At 48.2% G+C, this 22522-nt stretch carries 19 protein-coding genes, 1 tRNA gene, 1 pseudogene and 1 riboswitch; of the genes and pseudogenes, 4 read left to right on the top strand and 17 right to left on the bottom strand.

Going from position 1 to position 22522, the window contains the following annotated elements:
- Positions 1-53 precede the first annotated feature (53 nt).
- The 8 genes from yihA to ASF12_RS22795 form a co-directional block, all read right to left on the bottom strand.
- Positions 54-641: a ribosome biogenesis GTP-binding protein YihA/YsxC gene (yihA, locus tag ASF12_RS22830; RefSeq protein WP_046229401.1), complete on the bottom strand. Its 588-nt coding sequence runs from the start codon at positions 639-641 to the stop codon at positions 54-56.
- On the bottom strand, positions 638-3169 hold the full coding sequence (gene lon / locus ASF12_RS22825; RefSeq protein ID WP_056039873.1) for an endopeptidase La: 2532 nt from the start codon (positions 3167-3169) through the stop codon (positions 638-640). Before lon ends, yihA begins: the two co-directional genes overlap by 4 nt.
- 37 nt (positions 3170-3206) lie before the next feature.
- Positions 3207-4910 carry an ATP-dependent protease LonB gene (gene lonB / locus ASF12_RS22820; protein WP_056039871.1) on the bottom strand — a complete coding sequence of 568 codons (1704 nt, stop codon included), beginning with the start codon at positions 4908-4910 and terminating at the stop codon, positions 3207-3209.
- 298 nt (positions 4911-5208) lie between these two features.
- Positions 5209-6321 (bottom strand): flavodoxin-dependent (E)-4-hydroxy-3-methylbut-2-enyl-diphosphate synthase, encoded by a 1113-nt coding sequence (ispG, locus tag ASF12_RS22815; protein WP_056039869.1) that lies wholly within the window; start codon positions 6319-6321, stop codon positions 5209-5211.
- Positions 6322-6415: 94 nt separating this feature from the next.
- Complete coding sequence (gene clpX / locus ASF12_RS22810; protein ID WP_046229405.1) at positions 6416-7672, bottom strand: ATP-dependent protease ATP-binding subunit ClpX; 1257 nt, start codon at positions 7670-7672, stop codon at positions 6416-6418.
- Between the two features lie 23 nt (positions 7673-7695).
- Complete coding sequence (gene clpP, locus ASF12_RS22805; RefSeq protein WP_056039867.1) at positions 7696-8280, bottom strand: ATP-dependent Clp endopeptidase proteolytic subunit ClpP; 585 nt, start codon at positions 8278-8280, stop codon at positions 7696-7698.
- A gap of 217 nt (positions 8281-8497) precedes the next feature.
- Positions 8498-9805, bottom strand: coding sequence for a trigger factor (gene tig / locus ASF12_RS22800; RefSeq protein ID WP_056039866.1), 1308 nt, complete (start codon positions 9803-9805; stop codon positions 8498-8500).
- 88 nt (positions 9806-9893) lie between these two features.
- Positions 9894-10802: a hypothetical protein gene (locus ASF12_RS22795; RefSeq protein WP_442952548.1), complete on the bottom strand. Its 909-nt coding sequence runs from the start codon at positions 10800-10802 to the stop codon at positions 9894-9896.
- Positions 10803-11094: 292 nt separating this feature from the next.
- On the opposite strand from ASF12_RS22795, the gene ASF12_RS22790 reads away from it, so the two are divergent.
- Positions 11095-11168, top strand: a tRNA-Arg gene (locus tag ASF12_RS22790).
- Between the two features lie 111 nt (positions 11169-11279).
- Here ASF12_RS22790 and ASF12_RS22785 read toward each other — a convergent pair.
- From ASF12_RS22785 to ASF12_RS22765, 6 genes and pseudogenes are all read right to left on the bottom strand, one after another.
- Positions 11280-11488 (bottom strand): annotated as a pseudogene (locus ASF12_RS22785) (DMT family transporter).
- Positions 11489-11491: 3 nt separating this feature from the next.
- Positions 11492-11827 carry a DMT family transporter gene (locus tag ASF12_RS22780; protein WP_056039862.1) on the bottom strand — a complete coding sequence of 112 codons (336 nt, stop codon included), beginning with the start codon at positions 11825-11827 and terminating at the stop codon, positions 11492-11494.
- A gap of 100 nt (positions 11828-11927) precedes the next feature.
- A riboswitch (guanidine-I (ykkC/yxkD leader) is annotated at positions 11928-12029 on the bottom strand.
- A 97-nt stretch (positions 12030-12126) separates the two neighbouring features.
- The gene (locus ASF12_RS22775; RefSeq protein ID WP_162241926.1) at positions 12127-13713 is read right to left on the bottom strand and encodes a trypsin-like peptidase domain-containing protein; all 1587 of its coding nucleotides are present in this window, start codon (positions 13711-13713) and stop codon (positions 12127-12129) included.
- Between the two features lie 214 nt (positions 13714-13927).
- A complete protein-coding gene (locus ASF12_RS22770) occupies positions 13928-15187 on the bottom strand; it encodes a TraB/GumN family protein (protein ID WP_056039858.1) in 1260 nt (419 codons plus the stop codon).
- 340 nt (positions 15188-15527) lie between these two features.
- Positions 15528-15662: a hypothetical protein gene (locus tag ASF12_RS36205; protein WP_257790761.1), complete on the bottom strand. Its 135-nt coding sequence runs from the start codon at positions 15660-15662 to the stop codon at positions 15528-15530.
- On the bottom strand, positions 15646-16026 hold the full coding sequence (locus ASF12_RS22765; protein ID WP_056039857.1) for a hypothetical protein: 381 nt from the start codon (positions 16024-16026) through the stop codon (positions 15646-15648). Before ASF12_RS22765 ends, ASF12_RS36205 begins: the two co-directional genes overlap by 17 nt.
- Positions 16027-16186: 160 nt before the next feature.
- On the opposite strand from ASF12_RS22765, the gene asnB reads away from it, so the two are divergent.
- Positions 16187-18034 (top strand): asparagine synthase (glutamine-hydrolyzing), encoded by a 1848-nt coding sequence (gene asnB / locus ASF12_RS22760; RefSeq protein ID WP_056039855.1) that lies wholly within the window; start codon positions 16187-16189, stop codon positions 18032-18034.
- 117 nt (positions 18035-18151) lie between these two features.
- Positions 18152-18709 (top strand): glycosyltransferase, encoded by a 558-nt coding sequence (locus ASF12_RS22755; RefSeq protein WP_056039853.1) that lies wholly within the window; start codon positions 18152-18154, stop codon positions 18707-18709.
- 167 nt (positions 18710-18876) lie between these two features.
- On the opposite strand, the gene rdgB is transcribed toward ASF12_RS22755, so the two are convergent.
- From rdgB to ASF12_RS22740, 3 genes are all read right to left on the bottom strand, one after another.
- Positions 18877-19512: an RdgB/HAM1 family non-canonical purine NTP pyrophosphatase gene (gene rdgB, locus ASF12_RS22750; RefSeq protein WP_056039850.1), complete on the bottom strand. Its 636-nt coding sequence runs from the start codon at positions 19510-19512 to the stop codon at positions 18877-18879.
- On the bottom strand, positions 19512-20261 hold the full coding sequence (gene rph, locus ASF12_RS22745; RefSeq protein WP_056039848.1) for a ribonuclease PH: 750 nt from the start codon (positions 20259-20261) through the stop codon (positions 19512-19514). Before rph ends, rdgB begins: the two co-directional genes overlap by 1 nt.
- A 160-nt stretch (positions 20262-20421) precedes the next feature.
- Positions 20422-21483: a GerMN domain-containing protein gene (locus ASF12_RS22740; RefSeq protein ID WP_056039846.1), complete on the bottom strand. Its 1062-nt coding sequence runs from the start codon at positions 21481-21483 to the stop codon at positions 20422-20424.
- Positions 21484-21622: 139 nt separating this feature from the next.
- Here ASF12_RS22740 and ASF12_RS22735 point away from each other — a divergent pair, with 139 nt between their 5' ends.
- Positions 21623-22162, top strand: coding sequence for a phosphatidylglycerophosphatase A family protein (locus ASF12_RS22735; RefSeq protein ID WP_056039845.1), 540 nt, complete (start codon positions 21623-21625; stop codon positions 22160-22162).
- Positions 22163-22522 lie beyond the last annotated feature (360 nt).

Genomic DNA, 22522 nt, shown 5'->3' with positions numbered 1-22522 from the left:
ACATATCTTCCTGTATTCTCTTTCTTATGTGAAAAGTTGCCGCACTTGCTCCCTTATGTGGATATCGTCTCCGTAATAACGCTCCATAATTCATCGCGGCCTTGGCCGGTCTCCGAGGAATAGAGCACCACTTTATCACGAGGGTCTGCTTGCAGCGTCGTCTTGATCATTTTAATATGCTTGTCCCATTTGCCTTTAGGAATTTTGTCCGCTTTCGTTGCAACAATGCAGGTCGGAATATTGTAATGCTTGAGCCAATTGTACATAAGCTGGTCATCCTTCGACGGCTCATGGCGAATATCGATGATAAGCAGTTGCAGCTTAAGCTCCTTGCGATCGCGAATGTATCTTTCAATCATTTGACCAAAAGCTTCGCGCTGGGTTTTGGAAACTTTGGCATAGCCATAACCGGGAAAATCGACAAAATAGATGCTGTCATTGACGCGGTAATAGTTAAGCTGCTGGGTTTTACCAGGCTGCGAGCTTGTTCTTGCCAAGTTTTTACGCATAATCATTTTATTAATTAATGAGGACTTCCCGACATTCGAACGCCCTGCCAGAGCAATCTCTGGCAAGGCATCCTCCGGGTATTGGTGCGGCTGAACCGCGCTTATAATAAAATCTGCTTGTGTAATCTTCATAATATAGGTGTTCCTGCTTTCTCTTCTGTGTTGGCCGGAAGCAGCGCATGCAGGAGGACTTCATCAATATGCCCAACCGGGACAAACGTTATCTCGCTCCGCACACTGTCTGGAATGTCGCGCAGATCGCGTTCATTATCCTTCGGCAGCAATATTTTCTTAATGCCTGCGCGGTGGGCGGCAAGCGATTTCTCCTTGAGTCCGCCGATTGGCAGTACGCGTCCGCGAAGCGTGATTTCCCCTGTCATCGCGACCTCTTTGGACACATAACGTCCAGTCAAAGCCGATATGAGCGCAGTGGCTATCGTGATGCCTGCAGACGGTCCATCCTTCGGAATCGCACCTTCCGGAATATGAATATGAATATCGTTTTTCTCATGGAACTGCGGGTCAATGCCAAGCTCCAGCGCCTTCGAACGCGTATAGCTGAACGCAGCCTGCGCCGATTCCTTCATGACATCTCCGAGCTGCCCCGTGAGTGTCAGCTTTCCGCTGCCCGGCATAACGGTCACCTCAATAACGAGCGTATCGCCGCCAACCTCCGTCCAGGCCAGGCCTGTAACGGCACCGATCTGATTTTCAGCCTCAGCCATGCCGTAGCGGAACTTCGCAGGTCCAAGCCACTCCTTAAGCAGCTCCAGATCAACGTTGAGCGGCTTCACCTCAGCAGGCTGCTCTGTCTCTGATTGCGGCTCAGACTGCAAGGCAGCCTCTTGCTGCTTCTCTAGACGTCCAGATAGGGATGCAGCTTCTCCGCCCTCGCCAAATGCCGCTTCCAGCACATTCAGAGCAGGCTCATCTTGCTCAGCAGCTTCCTCTGCCTTGATCGGAACCGTGCCCGATGCGACAATTTGCTTCGCTGCCTTGCGGCAAATCGCAGCCATTTGCTGCTCCAAATTCCGCACGCCGGATTCGCGCGTGTAATCGCGAATAAGCTGAAGCAACGTTTCCTCGCTCACATGCAGCTGCTCATCAGTAAGGCCATGCTCCCGCTTCTGCTTCGGCAGCAAATAACGCTCAGCGATTTTCAGCTTCTCAAGCTCGGTATATCCGGGAATGTATAGCACTTCCATCCGGTCCAGAAGGGGACGCGGAATGTTATGCATGGCATTCGCCGTCGTTACGAACATGACGCTCGACAAGTCGAATGGAACCTCAACAAAATGATCGCTAAACGTATTATTTTGCTCCGGATCCAGCACCTCAAGCAATGCAGAGGCCGGATCACCGCGGAAATCCATTGCCATCTTGTCGATTTCATCGAGCAGAAATACCGGGTTGCTTGAACCGGCCGTCTTCATGCCTTGAATAATGCGCCCTGGCATAGCACCCACGTATGTACGGCGATGCCCGCGAATTTCTGCCTCGTCCCGCACCCCGCCAAGCGATATGCGAACGAATTTGCGCCCGAGCGACTTCGCAATGGACCGAGCGAGCGACGTTTTACCAACGCCTGGAGGGCCGACTAGACACAGAATCGGTCCTTTAAGCTTTTTCACAAGCTGCTGGACCGCAAGGTATTCCAGTACCCGCTCCTTCGGCTTTTCAAGCCCGTAATGATCCTGATTGAGAATGTCTTCCGCCTTGGATAGACTGAGATCATCTTCAGTCTCCTTGTTCCATGGCAACGATAAAAGCCAATCGATATAATTGCGTATAACGCCGCCTTCAGCCGAGGTGGTCGGCATTTTTTCCAGACGGTCAATTTCTTTCTCAATCTTTTCTTTCACTTGGTCAGGAACGCCTGCCTGCTCCAGCTGGCTGCGCAGCTCCTCAACCTCGCCGGCGCGTCCTTCCTTCTCGCCAAGCTCCTTCTGGATCGCTTTCATCTGCTCACGCAAATAATATTCCTTCTGCGTTTTCTCCATCTGCTTCTTGACGCGCTGGCTGATTTTGCGCTCCAGCTCCAGCACTTCCCGCTCATTGTTCAAAATATCGAGCAGACGCTCAAGCCGCTGACGGACATCGATCGTCTCCAAAATATCCTGCTTGTCTTTAATCTTGAGCGACAGATGGCTCGTAATGACATCGGCCAGACGCCCTGGATCATCGATATCCGAGACCGCAGCATGCGTCTCTGGCGTAATTTTTTTGGACAAGGAAGTATAATGCTCGAATTGGCTGAGCACCGAGCGCATGAGCGCATCAACCTCAGGGTCGGTTGTTTCCTCTTCCGGGAATTCCTTAACCATAACCTCATAAAATTCTTCTGTCGGCAAATAATCCATAATTTCCGCGCGCAGGACGCCTTCCACCAGCACGCGGATCGTTCCGTTAGGCAGCTTAAGCATCTGCCGTACCTTCGCAATCGTACCGACTCTGTAAATATCTTCCTCGGTCGGCTCCTCTATGTTCACTTCCGATTGCGAGCAAAGCAATATCATATGATCGTCAACCATCGCGCGCTCTAGCGCGCGAACCGATTTATCCCTACCCACATCAAGGTGTAGCACCATGCTGGGATATACCAGTAGCCCCCTGAGCGGAAGCAAGGGCAGCCGACGGTTTTTCGTTTTTCCGGGTCCCACACCAGCACCTCCAAAAGTTCAAGTCTCCCTTATTTTATCATTCTGCGGAATCAGCCTGCAAATAGGGAACAGCCGCCCCCATATACCGTTCGTTTGGAACGTGGTTTTCCACTTCGTTTACGATCGTATTTCCTAGAGGGAACACCAGATTAAATACTTCATCTACACGTTCCACAGGAATGACCTTCAAACCTTTCAGATCAGCAAAAATGGCCTGCCAGTTTTCACGCGGAATAATGACCGTATCTGCCCCTGCCTGAAAAGCAGCCTCAACCTTCGCCAGCACGCCGCCTACAGGCTTGACGTCGCCATGGATGCCAACTTCCCCGGTCATCGCCAGCTTGTTGTCGATGGTCTCGTTTTTGATCGCTGAAGCAATTGCCGTTGCCATTGCAACCCCAGCAGACGGGCCATCAATCGGCGTTCCGCCAGGGAAGTTGATATGCAAGTCATAATCCTGCGGATTGAGACCATACCGGCGCAGCATCGTCAGAACGTTTTCGACAGAGCCTTTCGCCATGCTTTTGCGGCGCAGCGTACGCGAGCCTCCGCCAAGCTCTTCCTCCTCGACCACTCCAGTAATCGTATATTGCCCTTTGCCGCTGGCAGCTGGAATAGCACTGACCTCCACTTCGAGCAGCATGCCCATATTCGGGCCATAGACGGCAAGACCGTTGACAACGCCCACTTGCGGCGCCTCCGGCACCTTGCGCTCTGGACGCGGCGGAATTTGGCTGCTGTTCACAACCCATTCTACATCGGCTGCTGTAATGCGATCTCGTTTCTCGGACAAAGCAACGCCTGCGGCCAGCTGAATGACGTTTACCGCTTCACGGCCATTTGTCGCATAGCGCTGCACGACCTCTACTGCTTCAGGGCATGGGGAAAATCCAATTTTCCGAATCGCATTTTCGGCAATGGAGGAAATTTCACCAGCAAGCAGCGGACGAAAGAAAATTTCCATGCAGCGCGAGCGAATCGCGGGCGGCAGCTCCTGCGGCGAACGTGTCGTTGCACCGACAAGACGGAAATCGGCAGGCAGGCCATTTTGAAAAATATCATGGATATACGAAGGAATGTTAACGTCCTCGGAATTATAATAGGCGCTCTCCAAATACACTTTGCGATCCTCGAGCACTTTTAACAGCTTATTCATTTGGACGGGATGCAATTCCCCGATTTCGTCAATGAACAAAATACCGCCATGCGCCTTCGTTACAGCGCCAGCCTTCGGCTGCGGGATACCTGCAACGCCCATCGCCCCTGCGCCTTGATAAATCGGATCGTGAACGGAACCAATCAAAGGATCCGCAATGCCCCGCTCATCAAATCTCGCAGTAGTTGCATCGATTTCCGTAAACTTCGCTTCAGGCAAAAACGGCGAGGATGCATTTTTCTTCGCTTCCTCCAGCACAACGCGAGCAGCCGCTGTTTTCCCGACGCCCGGCGGTCCATAAATAATGACATGCTGCGGATTTGCGCTGCACAGCGCGGCTTTGAGCGCGCGCAGGCCATCCAGTTGGCCAACGATATCCTGCATCGCTTGCGGCCTTGTCTTCTCGGCAAGCGGCTTCGTCAGCGAGATGGAACGCAGCTTGCGCAGCTTATCCATTTCCTTGCGGGACTCACGGTCAACCGCAGACCGATTCGTTTTTTGATTGCGCAGCAAATTCCAGAAATACAAACCGATAACCACTGCAAAAAACACTTGAATCAACATCAAAATAATACTTAAATTCATTCGTTACCCGCTCCTCTCAAAGGCACACTCCGGCAATAAAGTTCATAACTGGTAGTATTGCCTCATCAGGAGAAAAATAACCATCTATATAAGCGTAAACGGCGTTGCCTTCCGTTGGCGGCAACGCCCGTTTTGCTCAGATATAGAAGCGGATTCAAGGTGAAACGGCTATCGCCGTCCTTTGGCGGCACGGCGAGATTCATTCCGAGATATAGAGAAGGTATCGCGCAATGCTATACTTTCCTATATTTTCAAAAAAACCGTGCCGTCGTTCACATGAACAACAGCACGGCCATGTTTATAAGGCAGGCGTATGATGCTTGCGGCCAGGAATTTCTCCTGTTTCTTCAAAAGCGTGAACGATAATATCAATTTCCTTCTTCAGCTCGTTAAGCAGCTCAGCTTCCGGAACTTTGCGAACCAGCTCTCCGTAACGGAACAGCATCCCTTCGCCTCTAGCTCCTGCAATCCCGATATCTGCTTCACGTGCTTCACCAGGACCATTGACGGCACAGCCAAGCACCGACACCTTGATCGGCACCTTGATTTTCGAAATATATTCCTCGACCTCATTGGCGATCGTGAACAAGTCAATATCAAGCCGTCCGCAAGTTGGACAGGAGACGAGCGTTGCCGCATTCGTAATAAGTCCAAATGTTTTCAGCAGCTCGCGAGCTACCTTTACTTCTTCCACTGGGTCAGCACTTAGACTAATACGCAGCGTATTGCCGATGCCAAGCGTCAGCAGCGCGCCAATACCGGCAGCACTTTTGATCGTGCCCGTATGCAGCGTGCCTGCTTCCGTAATGCCAAGGTGAAGCGGGTAACGAATCTTCTCCGCGGCCATCTTGTAAGCAGCAATAGCCATCGGTACGTCAGAAGCTTTGAGCGACACAATAATATCGTGGAAATCCAGCTCCTCCAAAATACCAATGTGGAACAAAGCGCTCTCCACCATTGCTTCAGGCGTCGGATAGCCGTATTTCTCCAGCAAATGATTTTCTAGGGAGCCCGCATTTACACCGATGCGAATCGGAATGCCTTTTTCCTTGCAAGCTTTCACGACCGCTTCAACACGCTCGCGGCGGCCGATATTGCCGGGATTGATTCTAACCTTGTCAATGCCGTTTTCAATTGCAGCAAGCGCGAGCCTATAATCAAAATGGATATCGGCAACAAGAGGAATATGAATCCGCTTCTTTATTTCCTTAATCGCTTCCGCCGCTTCCTTATTGTTGACGGTCACGCGAACGACCTGACAGCCCGCTTCCTCGAGCCGAAGTATTTCCGCAACAGTTGCCTCTACGTCTGCCGTTTTGGTCGTGCACATACTTTGAATGATGACTTCGTCGCTGCCGCCAATCGTCAAGTTGCCGACTTTGACAGGCACCGTATCTTTACGTGTGTACATACAGTGATCTCTCCCATGAACGTCAAAGTCCACCCTCTTGATGCGAGCTATGAAGCCGCCCAGCGGGTGGAACAGTGACGGTGATGAATATTATTTAGGCGCTTTCTTCCTTCTTCTTGCCCTTCTTCGCAGTCAGCTCAGGCATAATTTTGTCCCGAACAGCCTGCTCCGTAACGAGGCAAGTGTTGACATCATCGCGCGATGGAATTTCATACATCACATCAAGCATAATGCCCTCAATAATGGCACGAAGGCCGCGGGCACCCGTATTGCGCTTGATTGCTTCCTTAGCGATCGCTTCCAAAGCGCCTTCTTCGAAGTCCAATTTTACATTGTCCATCTCCAGCAGCTTCTGGTATTGCTTAACGAGCGCATTTTTAGGTTCGGACAAAATCCGTACCAAAGCCGGCTCATCAAGCGGCTCCAAAGTCGAGATAACAGGCAGACGGCCGACAAACTCGGGGATAAGACCGAATTTGAGCAAATCTTCCGGCAGTACCATCGACAAGTATTCGCCTGCTTTCAAATCCTTCTGTACTTCGCCAGTAGAATTGAAGCCGATCACTTTTTTGCCGATACGACGTTTGATTAGCTGCTCCAGCCCATCGAAGGCACCGCCGCAAATAAACAAAATGTTCGTCGTATCAATTTGGATGAACTCTTGATGTGGATGCTTGCGTCCACCTTGTGGCGGTACAGAGGCTACCGTGCCTTCAAGAATTTTCAGCAGGGCTTGCTGAACGCCTTCACCCGATACATCGCGTGTAATTGAAGGGTTCTCGGATTTACGAGCAACCTTATCAATTTCATCGATATAAATAATGCCGCGCTCCGCTTTCTCAACGTCATAGTCTGCCGCCTGAATAAGCTTGAGCAAAATGTTCTCAACGTCCTCGCCCACATAACCCGCTTCAGTAAGCGAGGTTGCATCAGCAATTGCGAATGGAACGTTCAAAATTTTAGCCATTGTCTGCGCCAGCAGCGTTTTACCCGAGCCTGTAGGGCCAACGAGCAAAATGTTACTCTTTTGCAGTTCAACGTCTTCGATTTTGCTTTGAGAATTTACGCGCTTGTAGTGGTTGTAAACAGCAACTGCAAGCGACTTCTTAGCAAATTCCTGTCCGATCACATAGGAATCAAGAATACCGCGAATATCTTGCGGCTTCGGAATGTCTTTCAGGTCCAGCTCTTCTTCATGACCTAGCTCTTCCTCTACAATCTCCGTGCAGAGCTCGATACATTCATCGCATATATAGACGCCGGGACCGGCAACCAATTTACGCACTTGCTCCTGCGATTTGCCGCAGAATGAGCATTTCAACTGGCCCTTCTCATCGTTGAATTTAAACATGGAATCACCCCTTCATCAAAATCTTATATCGGCGTGGTAATAACCTTGTCGATCAAGCCGTATTCCAACGCTTCCTGCGCACTAAGAAAATAATCGCGATCTGTATCGCGGTCGATTTTATCATAGGGCTGACCGGTACGCTCCACATAAATATTATTCAGCTTATGCTTCGTTTTAAGAATCCAGTCGGCATGAATTTTAATATCCGTAGCCTGACCTCTTACGCCGCCAAGCGGCTGATGAATCATAACTTCGCTGTTAGGCAGCGCAAAACGCTTGCCCTTGGCTCCCGCTGTCAGCAGAAGGGAACCCATGCTCGCAGCCATACCTACACAAATCGTAGACACGTCCGGCTTAATATATTGCATCGTATCAAAAATGCCCATGCCAGCCGTTACAGAACCGCCAGGGGAATTGATGTACAGATGGATGTCTTTCTCAGGATCGTCGGCCGTTAGAAAAAGCAGCTGTGCAATGATGGAGTTTGCAACATCGTCATCAATCGCACTTCCGAGAAAAATAATTCTGTCCTTGAGCAAACGCGAGTAAATATCGTAAGACCTCTCCCCGCGATTCGTTTGTTCGACTACGATAGGTACCAGATTCATCCGACCAACCTCTTTTCGTTTATGGCTTAATTTCCAACTTTATTGTAACACGCCAAAAGCTCACTGTCATTTTTCACTACTACCTTATGCGAACGGCGATGCTTGATATGTACGGAGAACTGCCCCGCGCTTGGTTGTACCATTATGTAGTTTGAAAATAAGGCACGTGGGTAGACGTGCCTTATTCTCAGGTTAATGCTTATATTTAGTTGATTGATTAAGCTTCCTGAGCCGCTTCAACGATCTTGCTATTGTCATTCAGGAACTTGATTGTTTTGCGAAGTTGAACATCTTGCTTCAGGCTGTCGATGTTGCCGTTCTTCGTGAAAAGTTCACGAAGCTCTTCAACTGGACGGTTGTAAGAAGTCGACAGCGTTTCAAGCTCAGCTGTCAAATCCTCGTCTGTAATCTCGATGTTTTCTGCTTTAGCAATCGCTTCAAGAACCAGGTTGTTGCGAACGCGTTTAGCTGCATCGCCTGCCATTTGCTCACGAAGCACAGACTCGTCTTGGCCAGAGAACTGGTAGTACAGGTCCAGCGTCATGCCTTGCATGCGAAGACGGTTTTCGAAATCGCGAAGCATGAAATCCACTTCCGTATCAACCATTGGCTGTGGAATTTCCACTTGCGCAGCTTCGCTTGCTTTTTCAACGAGTTGAACTTCAAGCAATTGCTCTGCATCTTTAGCTTTCTTTTCTTTCAGCTTGCCAGCAAGATCTTGCTTGTACTCTTCAAGCGTATCAAATTCGCTGACATCTTTAGCGAACTCATCGTCAAGAGCAGGCAGGCTTTTGCGTTTGATTTCGTGCAGCTTCACTTTGAAAATCGCTTGCTTACCAGCAAGGTTCTCAGCGTGGTACGCTTCCGGGAAAGTCACTTCAACATCTTTGAAGTCGCCGATTTGCATGCCAACGACTTGATCTTCAAAGCCTGGAATGAACGAATTCGAGCCTAGCTCAAGCGAATAGCCTTCGCTTTTGCCGCCTTCGAACTGCTCGCCATCTACATAACCATCAAAATCAATGACAGTTGTATCGCCGTTCTCAGCTGGACCTTCTTCAAGAACAGTCAGCTCAGCATGACGTTGCTGCAGGCGCTCCAGTTCAGCAGCGATTTCTTCTTCGCTAACTTCTGTGCTTGCAGCTGTAACTTCAAGGCCTTTGTACTCGCCAAGCTCAACTTCTGGCTTAACGATAACTTTAGCTTTGAATTTGAACGTTTGGCCTTTGCCAAATTGTTCAACATCGATTTCAGGACGGTCAACCGGCTGAAGATCGTTTTCTTCGATTGCGTTTGTGTAAGCTTCAGGCAGCAAAATGTCGATTGCATCCTGATAAAGGCTCTCTACGCCAAAGCGCGATTCGAACATGCCCCGTGGAACTTTACCTTTACGGAATCCAGGAACGTTAACCTTTTGAACGACTTTCTTAAACGCCTCATCCAGTGCTACTGCTACTTTCTCAGCACCAACCTCAACATCGATGGATACGATGTTCTTGTCTATTTTTTCCCAAGTTGCTTTCATTTTATGCTTTCCCCTCCAAAAATACGCATACATCCGTAGATTTCACGTTTCATAAACCATTCTATTATAATAGTATTGAGCTTTTTTATCAAGGCTCGGGATCTTCATCCCCTGGCTGCGGTACAACGGCTACCTGACGAAGCGTCCGGCAAGCCTGTTCGTAACGGAATCTAAGTGCTTCTGTAATGCCGTATGTATCTCGAATATCATCATCATTGACGGTGCCATATACGGTAATTAACAAAGTCTGGTGCAGCGCTCCTGCGTAGCAATCCACCGTCTCCTCATCATCCCGCAGCATCCAAGTGTAAGCGGTCGTGCCGTATAAAAATTGCAAGCTATCTTTCCACAACTCTCTTGCAAAATGTGGAAGCGATGGATCATCCGCCTCCGTAATGCTTTCCACGCGCTCCAAAATGCGATTGACAGGCTGCGGGAAATCATCCATTGCAAGCGGCGTTGCCTCAATCTCAAGCTCTACTTGCTCGCCTAGCCTGTCCATAACGAGCCGTCCGGTCGCTCCTCGCTTGCGCAAGCATTGCAGCGCCTTGAACTGCACGATAGGATGAACGTCTGACGCCGTAGTGAGCCACTGTGAAATGATGTCATCCACCTCGGTTGCCCGAATGAATACCGCCCGCTCCAGCGCCAAAATCTGCTGATCAATCATCGGGTGATGCTTCATAATGTAGAGCACCTGTTTCACATAGCCTTCATCCTGCTCAGCAGGATTGAGCAGATCTTCACGTATCGCTTGCTCATCCGCTTCCTGCTCTGCTGGATTCATCGCGTCCTCTTCACCTGGCACGCGATATTCCGGAAAAGCCATGTCTAGCCAGGAAAGCAAGCTTTCCCATTCCTCATAGTGGCGCTCGTCCTCACCTTTGCAGGAAAGCAGGAACTGCAGCAGCCGCTTGGCTTCACCGTATTGCTCGGCTTCAAGCATCCGGGTCAATTGAATTTGATACTGATCCAACATTCGCGGGAACAAATACACGTTTTTTCCTGTGCCTTCATTATGCGAGTCATTGGGAGTTGTAATGGTACCACCACCTTGTCGGTCAAACTCCAGCTTCGTCTGTCCATTGCTTGCGATAGATTATACCATGGAAGCGAGCAATATAAAAATATACGTTTATCCGGCAGCATAATTTCAAAAAAAGCTTGCCCTGCTCATTGAAAATGTGTATATTAATTCATGTGGCTTTTTTACCCAACTGATTTCAAACAGAAACATGAAATTGCCTATTGCGTAAATGCAGGCCGCCATGCTATACTCATTCTTACGTGTCCCAGTAGCTCAGCTGGATAGAGCAACGCCCTTCTAAGGCGTCGGTCGGGAGTTCGAATCTCTCCTGGGACGTTCCCTAAACAAATAAGAATCATTTTAATAAATCAGAAAATCCCCGCAAACGTTGGTATATCAGCGTTTGCGGGGATTTTTGCATTACGAATATTTTTCGAAAATAGTTAGTTAACTTACTAACTTCAAACCTACTGCAGATCCGAGTACCATGGCTATGAACAAAATCTTAAGATATTTCTTGGTTCACCGTAAAATATCATACCCAGAATAGCGCCTCCGGATGCTCCTATTCCAGTCCATACGGCATATAACTTATTGATCATGAGGACTCCGAACATTTCAAATATACCGGCTAAAATAAGAAATACCCAATCCAAGTGTTAGGCCACCTCCTTGTTTTTCTTTTTGCTTAACATTTTCAGCCCAATGACACCCAATAACAGAACTCCAATGAACACCATCTTTGAAATTTCAATCGGATAACCAAACAAAATAATTTCCGCGAATACAGTACCCGCTGTATCTAAACCAACAAAAACAGCATAAACAGTTCCCACAGGAAGTGAGCGAGCAGCTATTATCATCAATGTAAAACTTACAATGATGGCGATCACTGTAGCTCCCCATTCTAGAATCCCGCTTGCATGTTTCAAGCCAATGACCCATCCCACCTCAAATAACGCAGCAATAATGACAGACACCCACGTTTTATTCATTACTATCACCCCCTTTTATAGAATTAGGAGGCATGTAGCATTTACCACATATGGCAAAAAAATAAAAAAGCCTGGGGAACAAACTGTTTTTCAACAGTTTATCTCCCAGGCTTTTATCCCTCCGTGACACAACCTTTAGGCTGTGCGTTTTCTCTCGGACCTGCCGATATATAAATATCGCGGAACCCTAGAAAACTTTTATTATTTAATTTTCATTTAATTATACACATTGTTTTTGAATTTTCAATCCCAAGGGAATGAAAATTATTAGTTTACCGCTTGCAGTTAGATGACGTCCATTAAATCTGGATGGTTATAAGATCATCATCTCCATAAGGGTCTAACGTGTAGGACATTTCCCCCTCATTATAATCCACGATTGCAAGCATAAAATTGTGGAATACGCGGTAGCCCGATCCTTCCCGTTCAATAGAATCAGCTGGGTAACCGCTAGGGTAGCTTTTGGAATAGGTGTCAAAATACAAACCGATTAACGAACTTTCGACATCTAGGTTATCATACAGGTCTTCAGCAATATATTGGACAATATACGGTATAGACGTATCATCCTTATTCTGAAGCTTCATCAAACTCGAATAGGAAGCTGTATCGGTCATAGCCCCGCCAATTAAAATATTTTGTTTATCCTTGGAAAGAGTAGTGAACCATTCAAATTCCAGTTCCAACCCTTCGAAGGTAAAATAGCTGTACTCCTCATTTAAATAATCCTCCACTGCTTCCGCTTTTGCAGCTAGCGACGTTCCGGATGCTGTTTGGCCTGGTGCTGCCGCAGTATAAGATTTAGATTGCTGAGGCTTCTTCAAAAATGTGCTTACATCAGTAGATGGAATTGCTAAATTAATGGCCGCAGAGCTTTCTACAAGCGCAGTTGTAATGCCCACCAGCTCGCCTCTCAAATTAAATAAAGCCCCGCCGCTGCTGCCATGATCGATAGGCGTAGAAATTTGAATATAATTTTGACCGTCGACCGTTCTGCTCTTCGAACTAACCACGCCGGAAGTAAGAGAATTAGTAAAGCCTAGCGGCGATCCGATCGCCACGACCGATTCGCCCAGTTTCAGCTTGGAGGAATCACCAATCGTAACGGTTGGCAAGTTCAAATTAGACGAATCTATTTTGATCAAAGCCAGATCTCTATCCTTATCAGCATTCAAAACAGTGCTGGATACATATTTTACTTCATCACTTGTATAAATGACCGCTTTATGAGCACCTTCGATAACATGATAATTCGTTATAATTTCGCCTTTTGCACCGACAATTACGCCGCTGCCGCTTGCGATTGCTTGATTATTTTGATCGAATACCTCAATATACACAACCCGGTCGGACAGCTCGCCTATTTGCTCAATCGTCATATCCCCCGTTTTCGCAGGATCGGTTGGGGTTGGGGTAGGTGCCGGCGTAGTGGTCGGAGCAGGCGTTTCCGTCGTTGGCGCCGTTGCATTTCCAGCATTCAAATATATTTTTTTGCTTTTCACTTCAATGCCATAGCCTAACGTTTCACTTACAAAACGAAGCGGCACATACGTTACACCCGATATCGCCTTAGGTGCCACATTTAATTTAAAGGATGCCCCATTTGAATAAGCTATCGGATTATTGATCGTTAAAATAATTTCTGTGCTATCTTTTTTGGCATTGATCGTTTTGGTTTTGCCATTGTAGCTAATCGTTGCCCCTAAAGCTTCAAATAAATTGCGGAAGGGCACTAGTGTCGTGCCTTCACTAACAAATGGAGAATTGCTGAATGTCAGCTCTGTACCATCCAAATATACTTTCCATTTCCCTTCTGCTGCATAACTTGTTGTAGCACTTGGAATAAATAACGAAATCATAAGGATAAAAAATACTATTTTCTTCACTTCAAACATCCCTTCAGTTTATATGCTTCCTGCTTATTGAAGTATATTACAACATAGCTATGTAAGTAAAAGATTAATTTTTAAAATAAAAATATTTTTACGAAATTATAGCATTCATTATCCACACGGAAAAAGAAAAGACACCACTTCTTCCCCAATTAACAGGAGAAATGGCGTCTTTAATTCCTAATCATTCAATTATAGCAACGATTTACTACTGTCTTTCAACGGTAAAGCCATCTTTCTCAAGCACCGTCACGATACCGTCAGGGCCCAACATATGCAATGCTCCTACTACTACAAAATAGGTCGATTTATCAGTGCCGTTCAAAAACCCTTTTACTTGATCCGTCATGCCTTTATTGCGGTCTTTAATCAAAGCATTGTAATATTCAGGCTCTTTGGCAACTTCTTCTGTCATTGAAACGAGTACATCATCGCTGCCACTTACCCACATATCCGTTAAAGCATCAATGCCTGTAGGCTCCGAAGGTGCTTGCTGGCTTACTGCATCTAAAGCTTCAACCAGCTGCTTCTCCTGCAATGCATCAGAAAAACGATCAAACATCGACAACTGGCCTTCTGCTGTCTCAAGGGAAATGACAGGGACATTCGCTTTATTCGCTTTTTCTGTAAAATAAAGATCTATGCCATTGCTAGTCTCATAGCCAGTACCCTGCATTTGCAGCGCAGTAATAGATTGTGTTACTGCCCAAGGCTTATAAGGATCAAATGCATTTTCTGGTAATTTATTAGCCTTCAACAAGGCAACGATTTTCGCATACGTTTCAGCCGAGACATGATCCTTCAGCGTCGTGCCATCCGAGTAAGTACCCAGTTTGTTTGCATAAGTTTGCAATGCAGTTGCATCCAGCTTAGTCAAGTCTACTTCTACCGCGAGATGCTGTGCGGTTTTGAATGCCTCTTCAATTTCCGGGCGAAGCGGATACATGCTGTCTTTCGCCACGTGAATCGAACCAAGCAAGTAAACCGTATTGCCGTTCTTTTCTACTTTCCACAGGAAGCCTTTGCTGCCTTCGGCATTGACCTTAACTGTGAAAGTAATCGTGCGAAGCGCTTTGCTCCAGTCTACTTGATAGCCAGCTGCCTCACCGATGAAACGAAGCGGAATGTACGTTACATTTTTAATTGTTTTTGGAGCCACTTCAAGCTGTTTTTTCTCGCCGTTGACCGTAGCCGTTTTGTTGCCAATTTGCAGCGACAGGTCTACGCCCTCTTTGGTAGCGGTTACCGTTTGCGTGCTTTTATTCCACACGACCTTCGCATCAAGCTCTTCCAAAATCGGACGCATTGGCACGAGCGTGCTGCCCTTCTCAATAACAGGCTCGAAATTGTCAAATTTGACTTCGCTGCCATTAATAACGACGCTTATTGGCTTCTCAGCCGCATGTACAGGAGTAAACAGGGAAAAAGCTACAAATAATGACATGATTAAAGCACTAATTTTTTTCATTTGGACTCCTTATAAAACCGTATTAGTAGAGAAGAATGCTGCTTGCCCGTTGTAAAAGCCTAAAAGCCCCCTTTCACACTTTTACATTCCATCCCTCTTGGTAAGTTTACCCTCTTCACCCACAGGTTTCAATACCCGCCGCCGCTGCGTTTTTCAATTAAATCCATATTTAAAGCCTATGGTTTTCTTGAAAAATAAAAAGCGAATGCTTACCGCATTGTACACGCCTTAACCATTCGCTTTTTGGCGAATCCGTAAGACGAAGCAGTAAAGCATTCGCTATTAGGTTATTAATATTTTCGCATACTGCCTTTGGCTGGCTAGCTAACGTCAAAATAGCTTATCTTTGATTGCCGCGACGTTTGCCAGTCGGATTATTTTGCGCATCATGCTTAGGATTTTTATCGACGACCTGCTCGGCAAACTTTGGGTTTACGTCAAATTTCAAGCTTTTATCCTTAGGTGATTGACTCATCTTCTGCTCCCCCTCCCATTGTCGCCTCATGAAGCGGCAGTCCCATCTGCTCGATATGACGTTTCGTTGATTCTGTGCCATACTCATGCAGAAGCTGATAAATTTGGACAATTAAAGAATCGTAGCCGTAGTTCATTTCTTCATCACTAGCTGGGCTGAACGGCGTTTTGGCAAAATGGAAAGTCTGCAATTCATCCATGCTCGAAAGCTCCTCAAATAGCTCCTGCAAGCGGATAAACTCCCGTTCGTTCGCCATAATCTCCAGCTCGTAGGCTGCTGCGCCTTGATCCTCAAGAATTTGCCCAGCCTGGACGGATACATAATATTTTCGGCGGGTTTGATCCAATCCATCGCCTTGTCTCATTTGCAAGCTGACACTCCCTTCCGAATTTATGCCGCAAACACAGCTGCTTGCCGCGCCGCCATCCCTAGCTTCCCCAGATGGACAGACATTTTATGCCTTTTTTCAGCATATGACTATTATTATCGCGACTGGAGTCCTGCAGAAGAGAGGGATGAGGGCAATGTGTGGAATAACCGGCTGGATTGATTGGACGCGCGATCTAACCCAAGACAGCAGCACTTTGGAAAAAATGACAAAAACATTGGAGCTTCGCGGGCCTGACGCCTCAGGCACTTGGATATCAGCGCATTGTGCGCTTGGACACCGGCGGCTTAGTGTCATCGATCCGGAAAATGGCGCCCAGCCAATGATTCGGCGCACTGAAGACGATGATCTATTTGTCATCGTCTATAATGGCGAATTATACAACGCAGGTGAGCTGCGCAAGGAATTGGAGGCTGCTGGAAGCAAATTTACAACGACCTGCGATACAGAGGTGCTGCTCCTTGCTTTTATGCATTGGGGCAAAGCTTGCGTCGAACGGTTTAATGGCATATTCGCCTTCGCAATATGGAATGTGGAAGAGCAGGAGCTTTTTTTGGCTCGCGACAGACTTGGCGTCAAGCCCTTGTTCATTAGTCAAGCCAGCGGGCTGTTTTTATTCGGCTCAGAACCAAAGGCCATTTTAGCACATCCTGACGTGCTGCCGGAGGTCGGTGCAGAAGGGCTTGCTGAACTGTTTATACTTGGTCCTGCACGAACGCCAGGCCATGGCGTCTATAAGCATATTACCGAGTTGCTGCCAGCCGAGTGCATGACCGTGTCACAGGCGGGCATCCGCAAAGCGAAATATTGGAGCCTTGAAAGCTCCCCACATACGGAAAACGTTCAAGAAACGGCCGAGCATGTCCGCGACCTGCTCCGTGATACGACCGAGCGCCAGCTCGTATCGGATGTACCGGTGTGCACACTGCTGTCTGGCGGGCTGGATTCCAGCGCCTTGACGACGCTTGCCGTGCAATATTACGAGCAGACCGGGCAAGGGAACGTTCATACGTTTTCGGTCGATTATGCGGATAATGCCAAGCATTTTAAAGCTCATGCGTTTCAGCCAAACAGCGACGCCCCTTGGATCGAGCGTATGACCACCTACCTCGATACCGTCCATCATTCGGTGCAGTTTGATACGCCGGAGCTGGTAGCCGCTTTGCGGGATGCCACCTTCGCCCGTGACCTGCCAGGCATGGCGGACGTCGATGCTTCGCTGCTTTTGTTTTGCCGTGAAATCAAAAAAGAAGCGACCGTCGCCATTTCTGGCGAGGCGGCCGATGAAATTTTTGGCGGCTATCCATGGTTCCACCGCGAGGATGCGCTGAACGCGTCCACCTTCCCATGGTCGCTCGCCTCAGATATGCGCTCCAGCCTGCTCGCCCCGGATGTAGAAAAATGGATTAAACCGCTCGATTATATCGGCGACCGCTACGCCCAAGCGGTAGCAGAGGTGCCCCATCTGGACGGCGAAAGCGAGGCTGTACGCAAAATGCGGCAAATGTCTTACCTCAACATTACCCGCTTTATGCCAACGCTGCTGGACCGGAAGGACCGGATGAGCATGGCTGCCGGACTGGAAGTCCGGGTGCCATTTTGCGACCATCGCCTCGTGCAGTATGTATGGAATATTCCCTGGGATATTAAAACATCGGGGGACCGCGAAAAAGGTATCTTACGCAAGGCGCTCCGCGGCGTATTGCCAGATGATGTGCTGACTCGCAAAAAAAGTCCGTATCCGAAGACGCATAATCCGAATTATTTGGCGGCAGTCAAAGGGCTGCTGTTTGACCTATTAAACGACTCCTCCTCCCCATTGCTCCCGCTCATTGATGTCAAAAAAGTGCGCGAGCTCGCCGAGTCTGCTGACGCCAGCTCCAATATCCCCTGGTTCGGCCAATTAATGTCTGGCCCCCAGCTGTTTGCTTATTTGTATCAAATGAATCTGTGGCTGAAGGAGTACAGCATTCGTATTAAATGATGCTACCGTTGTCGAATGGCTGGTTTATTGTATAATTAGAGCAGCGAATGTTACAAAATGTGGAACCATTGTTGGCTGCATCCTTTCATTCGTGAATTCAAGCTGGAGGATTAATTCATGGGCGTATCGGCCGCAATGATCGTGAAAAACGGAGAAAGATCAATAGAACGTGCAATAAACAGCATTATGGAGGCAGTAGATGAAATTATAGTCGTTGATACGGGTTCAACAGACGAAACTCTTCCCATTCTCAATCGGCTGGCTGGGGAACATGAAAAAGTACAGCTGCACCATTTTACGTGGATAAATGATTTTTCGGCGGCCCGAAACTACTCGCTTTCTCTCGTCACGCATAAATGGACATTCGTTGTAGATGATGATGATGTACTGCCGCTTGATCAAATTCATAAACTAAGACAATATACTTCTGAAATGGATCAGCAGGGACGCGAGGTCGGCATGTACGTCCGTTATAATAATACTGTAGATGGTGTCGTTAATACCGTTCATGAAAAAGCATATTTACGACTATTTCCAAGCAGATTGCGCTATAAAGATATGATTCATGAAATTGTTGATACACAGGGCATGGAGCTGCTGCAATCTAAATTTAAAAGTAGATCAAGGAAATGCCCGCCTCTGGATGCAGCTTGGAAGGGAAATGAAATCGTTTGACCCCGCCAAGGCGCTTCATTTTTTAAATCGCGCAGAGTCGCTTACAACAAATGAAGGCCTGCTGAAATGGATACGTGAAAGCAAGAACGGTCTATAAAAAAAGGAAGCGACACGCCGCGCAGCGTGCTCGCTTCCTTTTTAGTTATGAGTAGCCCTATATGTGCCACTTAGACCAGCTTCGGCAAAAGCTCCTTAAGCGCATGGCCGCGATGGCTGATCTGCTGCTTCTCTTCCTTGGACAGCTGCGCCATGCCGCGATTAAGCGTTGGCAGCCAAAACAATGGATCGTAGCCGAAGCCGCCATCGCCGCGCGGCTTGTCCATAATAAAGCCGTCAACGGTTCCTTCGGCTTCCATAAACTCGCCCGTCGCTGGATCATACAGCGCCAGCACGCATACAAACTGCGCACGGCTCAGCAGCTTCGTGCCATCCTCCAGTGCCTCCGCCGCTTCAGGCAACGCCAAGCGGTTCAGCTCCGCAAGCAGCTTCGCATTATTCGAGCTGTCCGTAGCTCCTTCGCCAGAATATCTGGCCGAATATACGCCCGGAGCACCGGCAAGCGCTGCTACGCTCAAGCCGGAATCATCGGCGAGCACCGGCACCTGAAAGGCATCGCCCGCCGCCTTCGCTTTAATTCGCGCATTTGCCGAGAATGTATCGCCATCCTCCACAATATCCGCAAACTCTGGGTATGCGTTCAGGCTGACTACACGCTTGCCAAGCTTCGCGAAAGCGTGGGCAAATTCCTTGACCTTGCCCTCATTTTTCGTAGCAATCAGAATGATCTCGCTGCTTAGCTCCATTATTTCTCTGCTCCTCGTCCGATCAGACCTGCTGCTTCCCCAAGCACCTCGCGCTGCTTTGCAATCAGCTCAGCAATGCCGCCCTCCGCCAGTTCCAGAAGCTCATTCAGCTCCTTGCGGGAAAATGGCGCGTCCTCGCCTGTACCTTGAAGCTCCACAAATTGGCCGCTCCCTGTCATTACGACGTTCATGTCCACCTTGGCCTTGGAGTCCTCGTCATAGGCAAGGTCCAGCATCGGCTGATCTTGAATAACGCCCACGCTCACCGAAGCCAAATAATCCGTAATCGGATATTTCGTAAAGGTGACGTTCGTCGACAGCTTGTTCACTGCCAGACAAAGCGCGAGAAAAGCGCCAGTGATCGAGGTCGTGCGCGTACCTCCATCCGCTTGAATGACATCGCAATCGAGCGTAATCGTTCTTTCTCCAAGCGCCTGCAAATCTACGACAGACCGCAAAGCTCTGCCAATGAGACGTTGGATTTCCATCGTACGGCCCGTCAGCTTGCCCTTAGCCGCCTCCCGATGATTGCGCGAATGGGTTGCTCTGGGCAGCATCGAATATTCCGCTGTAATCCAGCCTTTGCCCTGATTTTTCATAAAAGGAGGCACACGCTCCTCCACGCTTGCTGTACAAATGACCTTTGTTTCTCCGACCTCAATTAGGACGGATCCTTCCGCATATTTATTTACGCCCGCCGTAATTGTAACCGGTCGCAGCTCATTGGTTTGACGTCCATCTGTTCTCATCGTAATGCAGCCTCCTAGCCTATGTTTCAACACAATACTACCCATTTTACCAAAGTAAAACTAGAAAAGCATCCGTAACCGCAAAAAGAGAGCGCCCATGCGCCCTCTCCCTGCCTCGAAGCCATCACGTTTGGCTCCATGCCTTGCTTAAATTTTACTTTTATGACTTCATCGCATTCACATGATGCGGTCTGCCGACTGGCTCGTTGTAAGAAGTATTTTGATCATCTACAACGTTCGCTTCACCGTTCAACCGGATTTGAACTTTCGCTGCTCCTGTATTTTCCGTCACAGATAAGACGACGGCCTGCAGCATTTCAGCAGGAGCATTTTGACCGCTCTCATAGGCGGTATCTTGAAGATCTACCGTTACGGTATCATTCTTCTGCTCAATACTTGTAACCTGAACATCATTGGTCATCACGCCATTCAGCTGCTTGCGGTTAAGCGGGCCGGCAATCAGCTCCTCCACCGCTGCCTTCACCGTCGACTCAGGCCTTGCGATCAGCCTTGTAACGGGAACATAATATTGCTCTTCATTGGATGTTTGGGAGGAGAAATACAGCGTAACTGGTGTTGAGTAAGCCGAGCTGACGCCATCCGCTGTTTCCAGGTTGATGCCGACTGAGCGAGTAAGCGGACGGTCCAGGGGGAAACCATCTACCGGCATTTCGCTCAGCTTGCTGCCCTCGTACCATAGCTCCACCTTTTCAATTCCGGTCATCGCCGTCAGCGTCCACGTAATGGCTTCAACGATTTCCCGCTCTTTCGTTGCCGTATAATCTGCAAAAGGAGCGGAAAACTCTACTGTAGCCATCTTCAACTGCGGATCAACATGGTAGGATTTAATTTGAGTACCTTGTGGAATCACAGCCTGAAAATCTTCCGGAAGCTGGCTCGCATAAGCGCCGCCATCGACCATCATTTCCAGCGCCTTCTGCCCGGCAGCTTCTTTGCCGCCAAGCGTCGTAAGCAGCGAGATTGGTGCAAGGTATCCATTTTTGTCCTCTAAGTATACGGTCAACTGCGTTTCTTCTCCCTGTGGATTTACGCTGCTTGTCTGTCCTGTATTCGTACCGTCAATGACGTTGGTTGATTCCGTCTGAGGCGGGTCAATCTCCTTGCTTGTCTCCGTTGAGAACAGCCCGCACCCTGCGGTCAGCAGAGGCACAACCATAACACCGCTTATCGCGGCAAGGCGAATCCATTTCGTTTGAACCATTTTGTTTTTTCCTCCTCTAGTGATTTTTGCCGCATGCGGCTTTGTACAACTCTCATTTTGTAGTAATATGTATACGAGCCCTTCCCCGTTTTAGACCAGTTTTGTCCACAAAATTACATCCAATAAGGGGGACACCAAGATGACAACACCACAACCATACAGCTTGAACAGCCGCAAGGTTGCCGAAGCGACGGAGGAGTGGCTTGTAAAGCGCGGCATTACGAAGATCGCCGTGGCCCAGCTCGTGCATTTTTTGCAAAAGGATTATTTCCCAGAGCTAACAATCGATGAATGCATCGTAAATGTTGACGCTGTTTTATCCAAGCGCGAGGTGCAAAATGCAGTGCTCACCGGCATCCAGCTCGACATGCTCGCCGAAGAAGGCAAGCTGCTGCCGCCGCTTCAGGAAATGATTAAAAACGATGAAGGGCTGTACGGCTGCGATGAAATTCTCGCCTTGTCCATCGTCAATGTATATGGAAGCATCGGCTTCACAAACTTCGGCTATATTGACAAGCTGAAGCCCGGCATTTTGAAAAAGCTTAACGATAAATCGAGCGGCGATGTACACACCTTCCTCGATGATATTATCGGTGCTATTGCAGCCTCAGCTGCAAGCCGCATTGCTCATCGAAAGCAAGCGGAGCGTGAAGGAGCAACTAATCCCCCGCTCGATTAAAAGTCGGATAGATAACGAACAGGCGCCGCGTCTTGCTAAAGATGCGGCGCCTGTTTGATGTCTAAACAAATGCTTTGTGCTTTGTGCTTTGTGCTTTGTGCTTTGTGCTTTGTGCTTTGTGCTTTTTGATTTCTCGTTTGGCCATGCAAATTAGACACTATAATTTTTGCTTTATGCTGTTATCCCCTTAGCTCAGAAACCAGGTTTTCATTTGCAATTCCCCTTTTCTGAGATAAGGGGATAACTCCCCAAAGCGAACAAAAGACAATATTTATTTCCCCTTCACGCTCAGCCATTCCTCACGCTTTCATTGCCCGGAATAGGCAATAATCATTCCTACCGCAAGCTACACCTCGCGCC

It is taken from the genome of Paenibacillus sp. Leaf72, assembly GCF_001422685.1.
Taxonomy (GTDB): Bacteria; Bacillota; Bacilli; order Paenibacillales; family Paenibacillaceae; genus Pristimantibacillus.
This window is presented reverse-complemented; position numbering and strand designations above follow the sequence as displayed.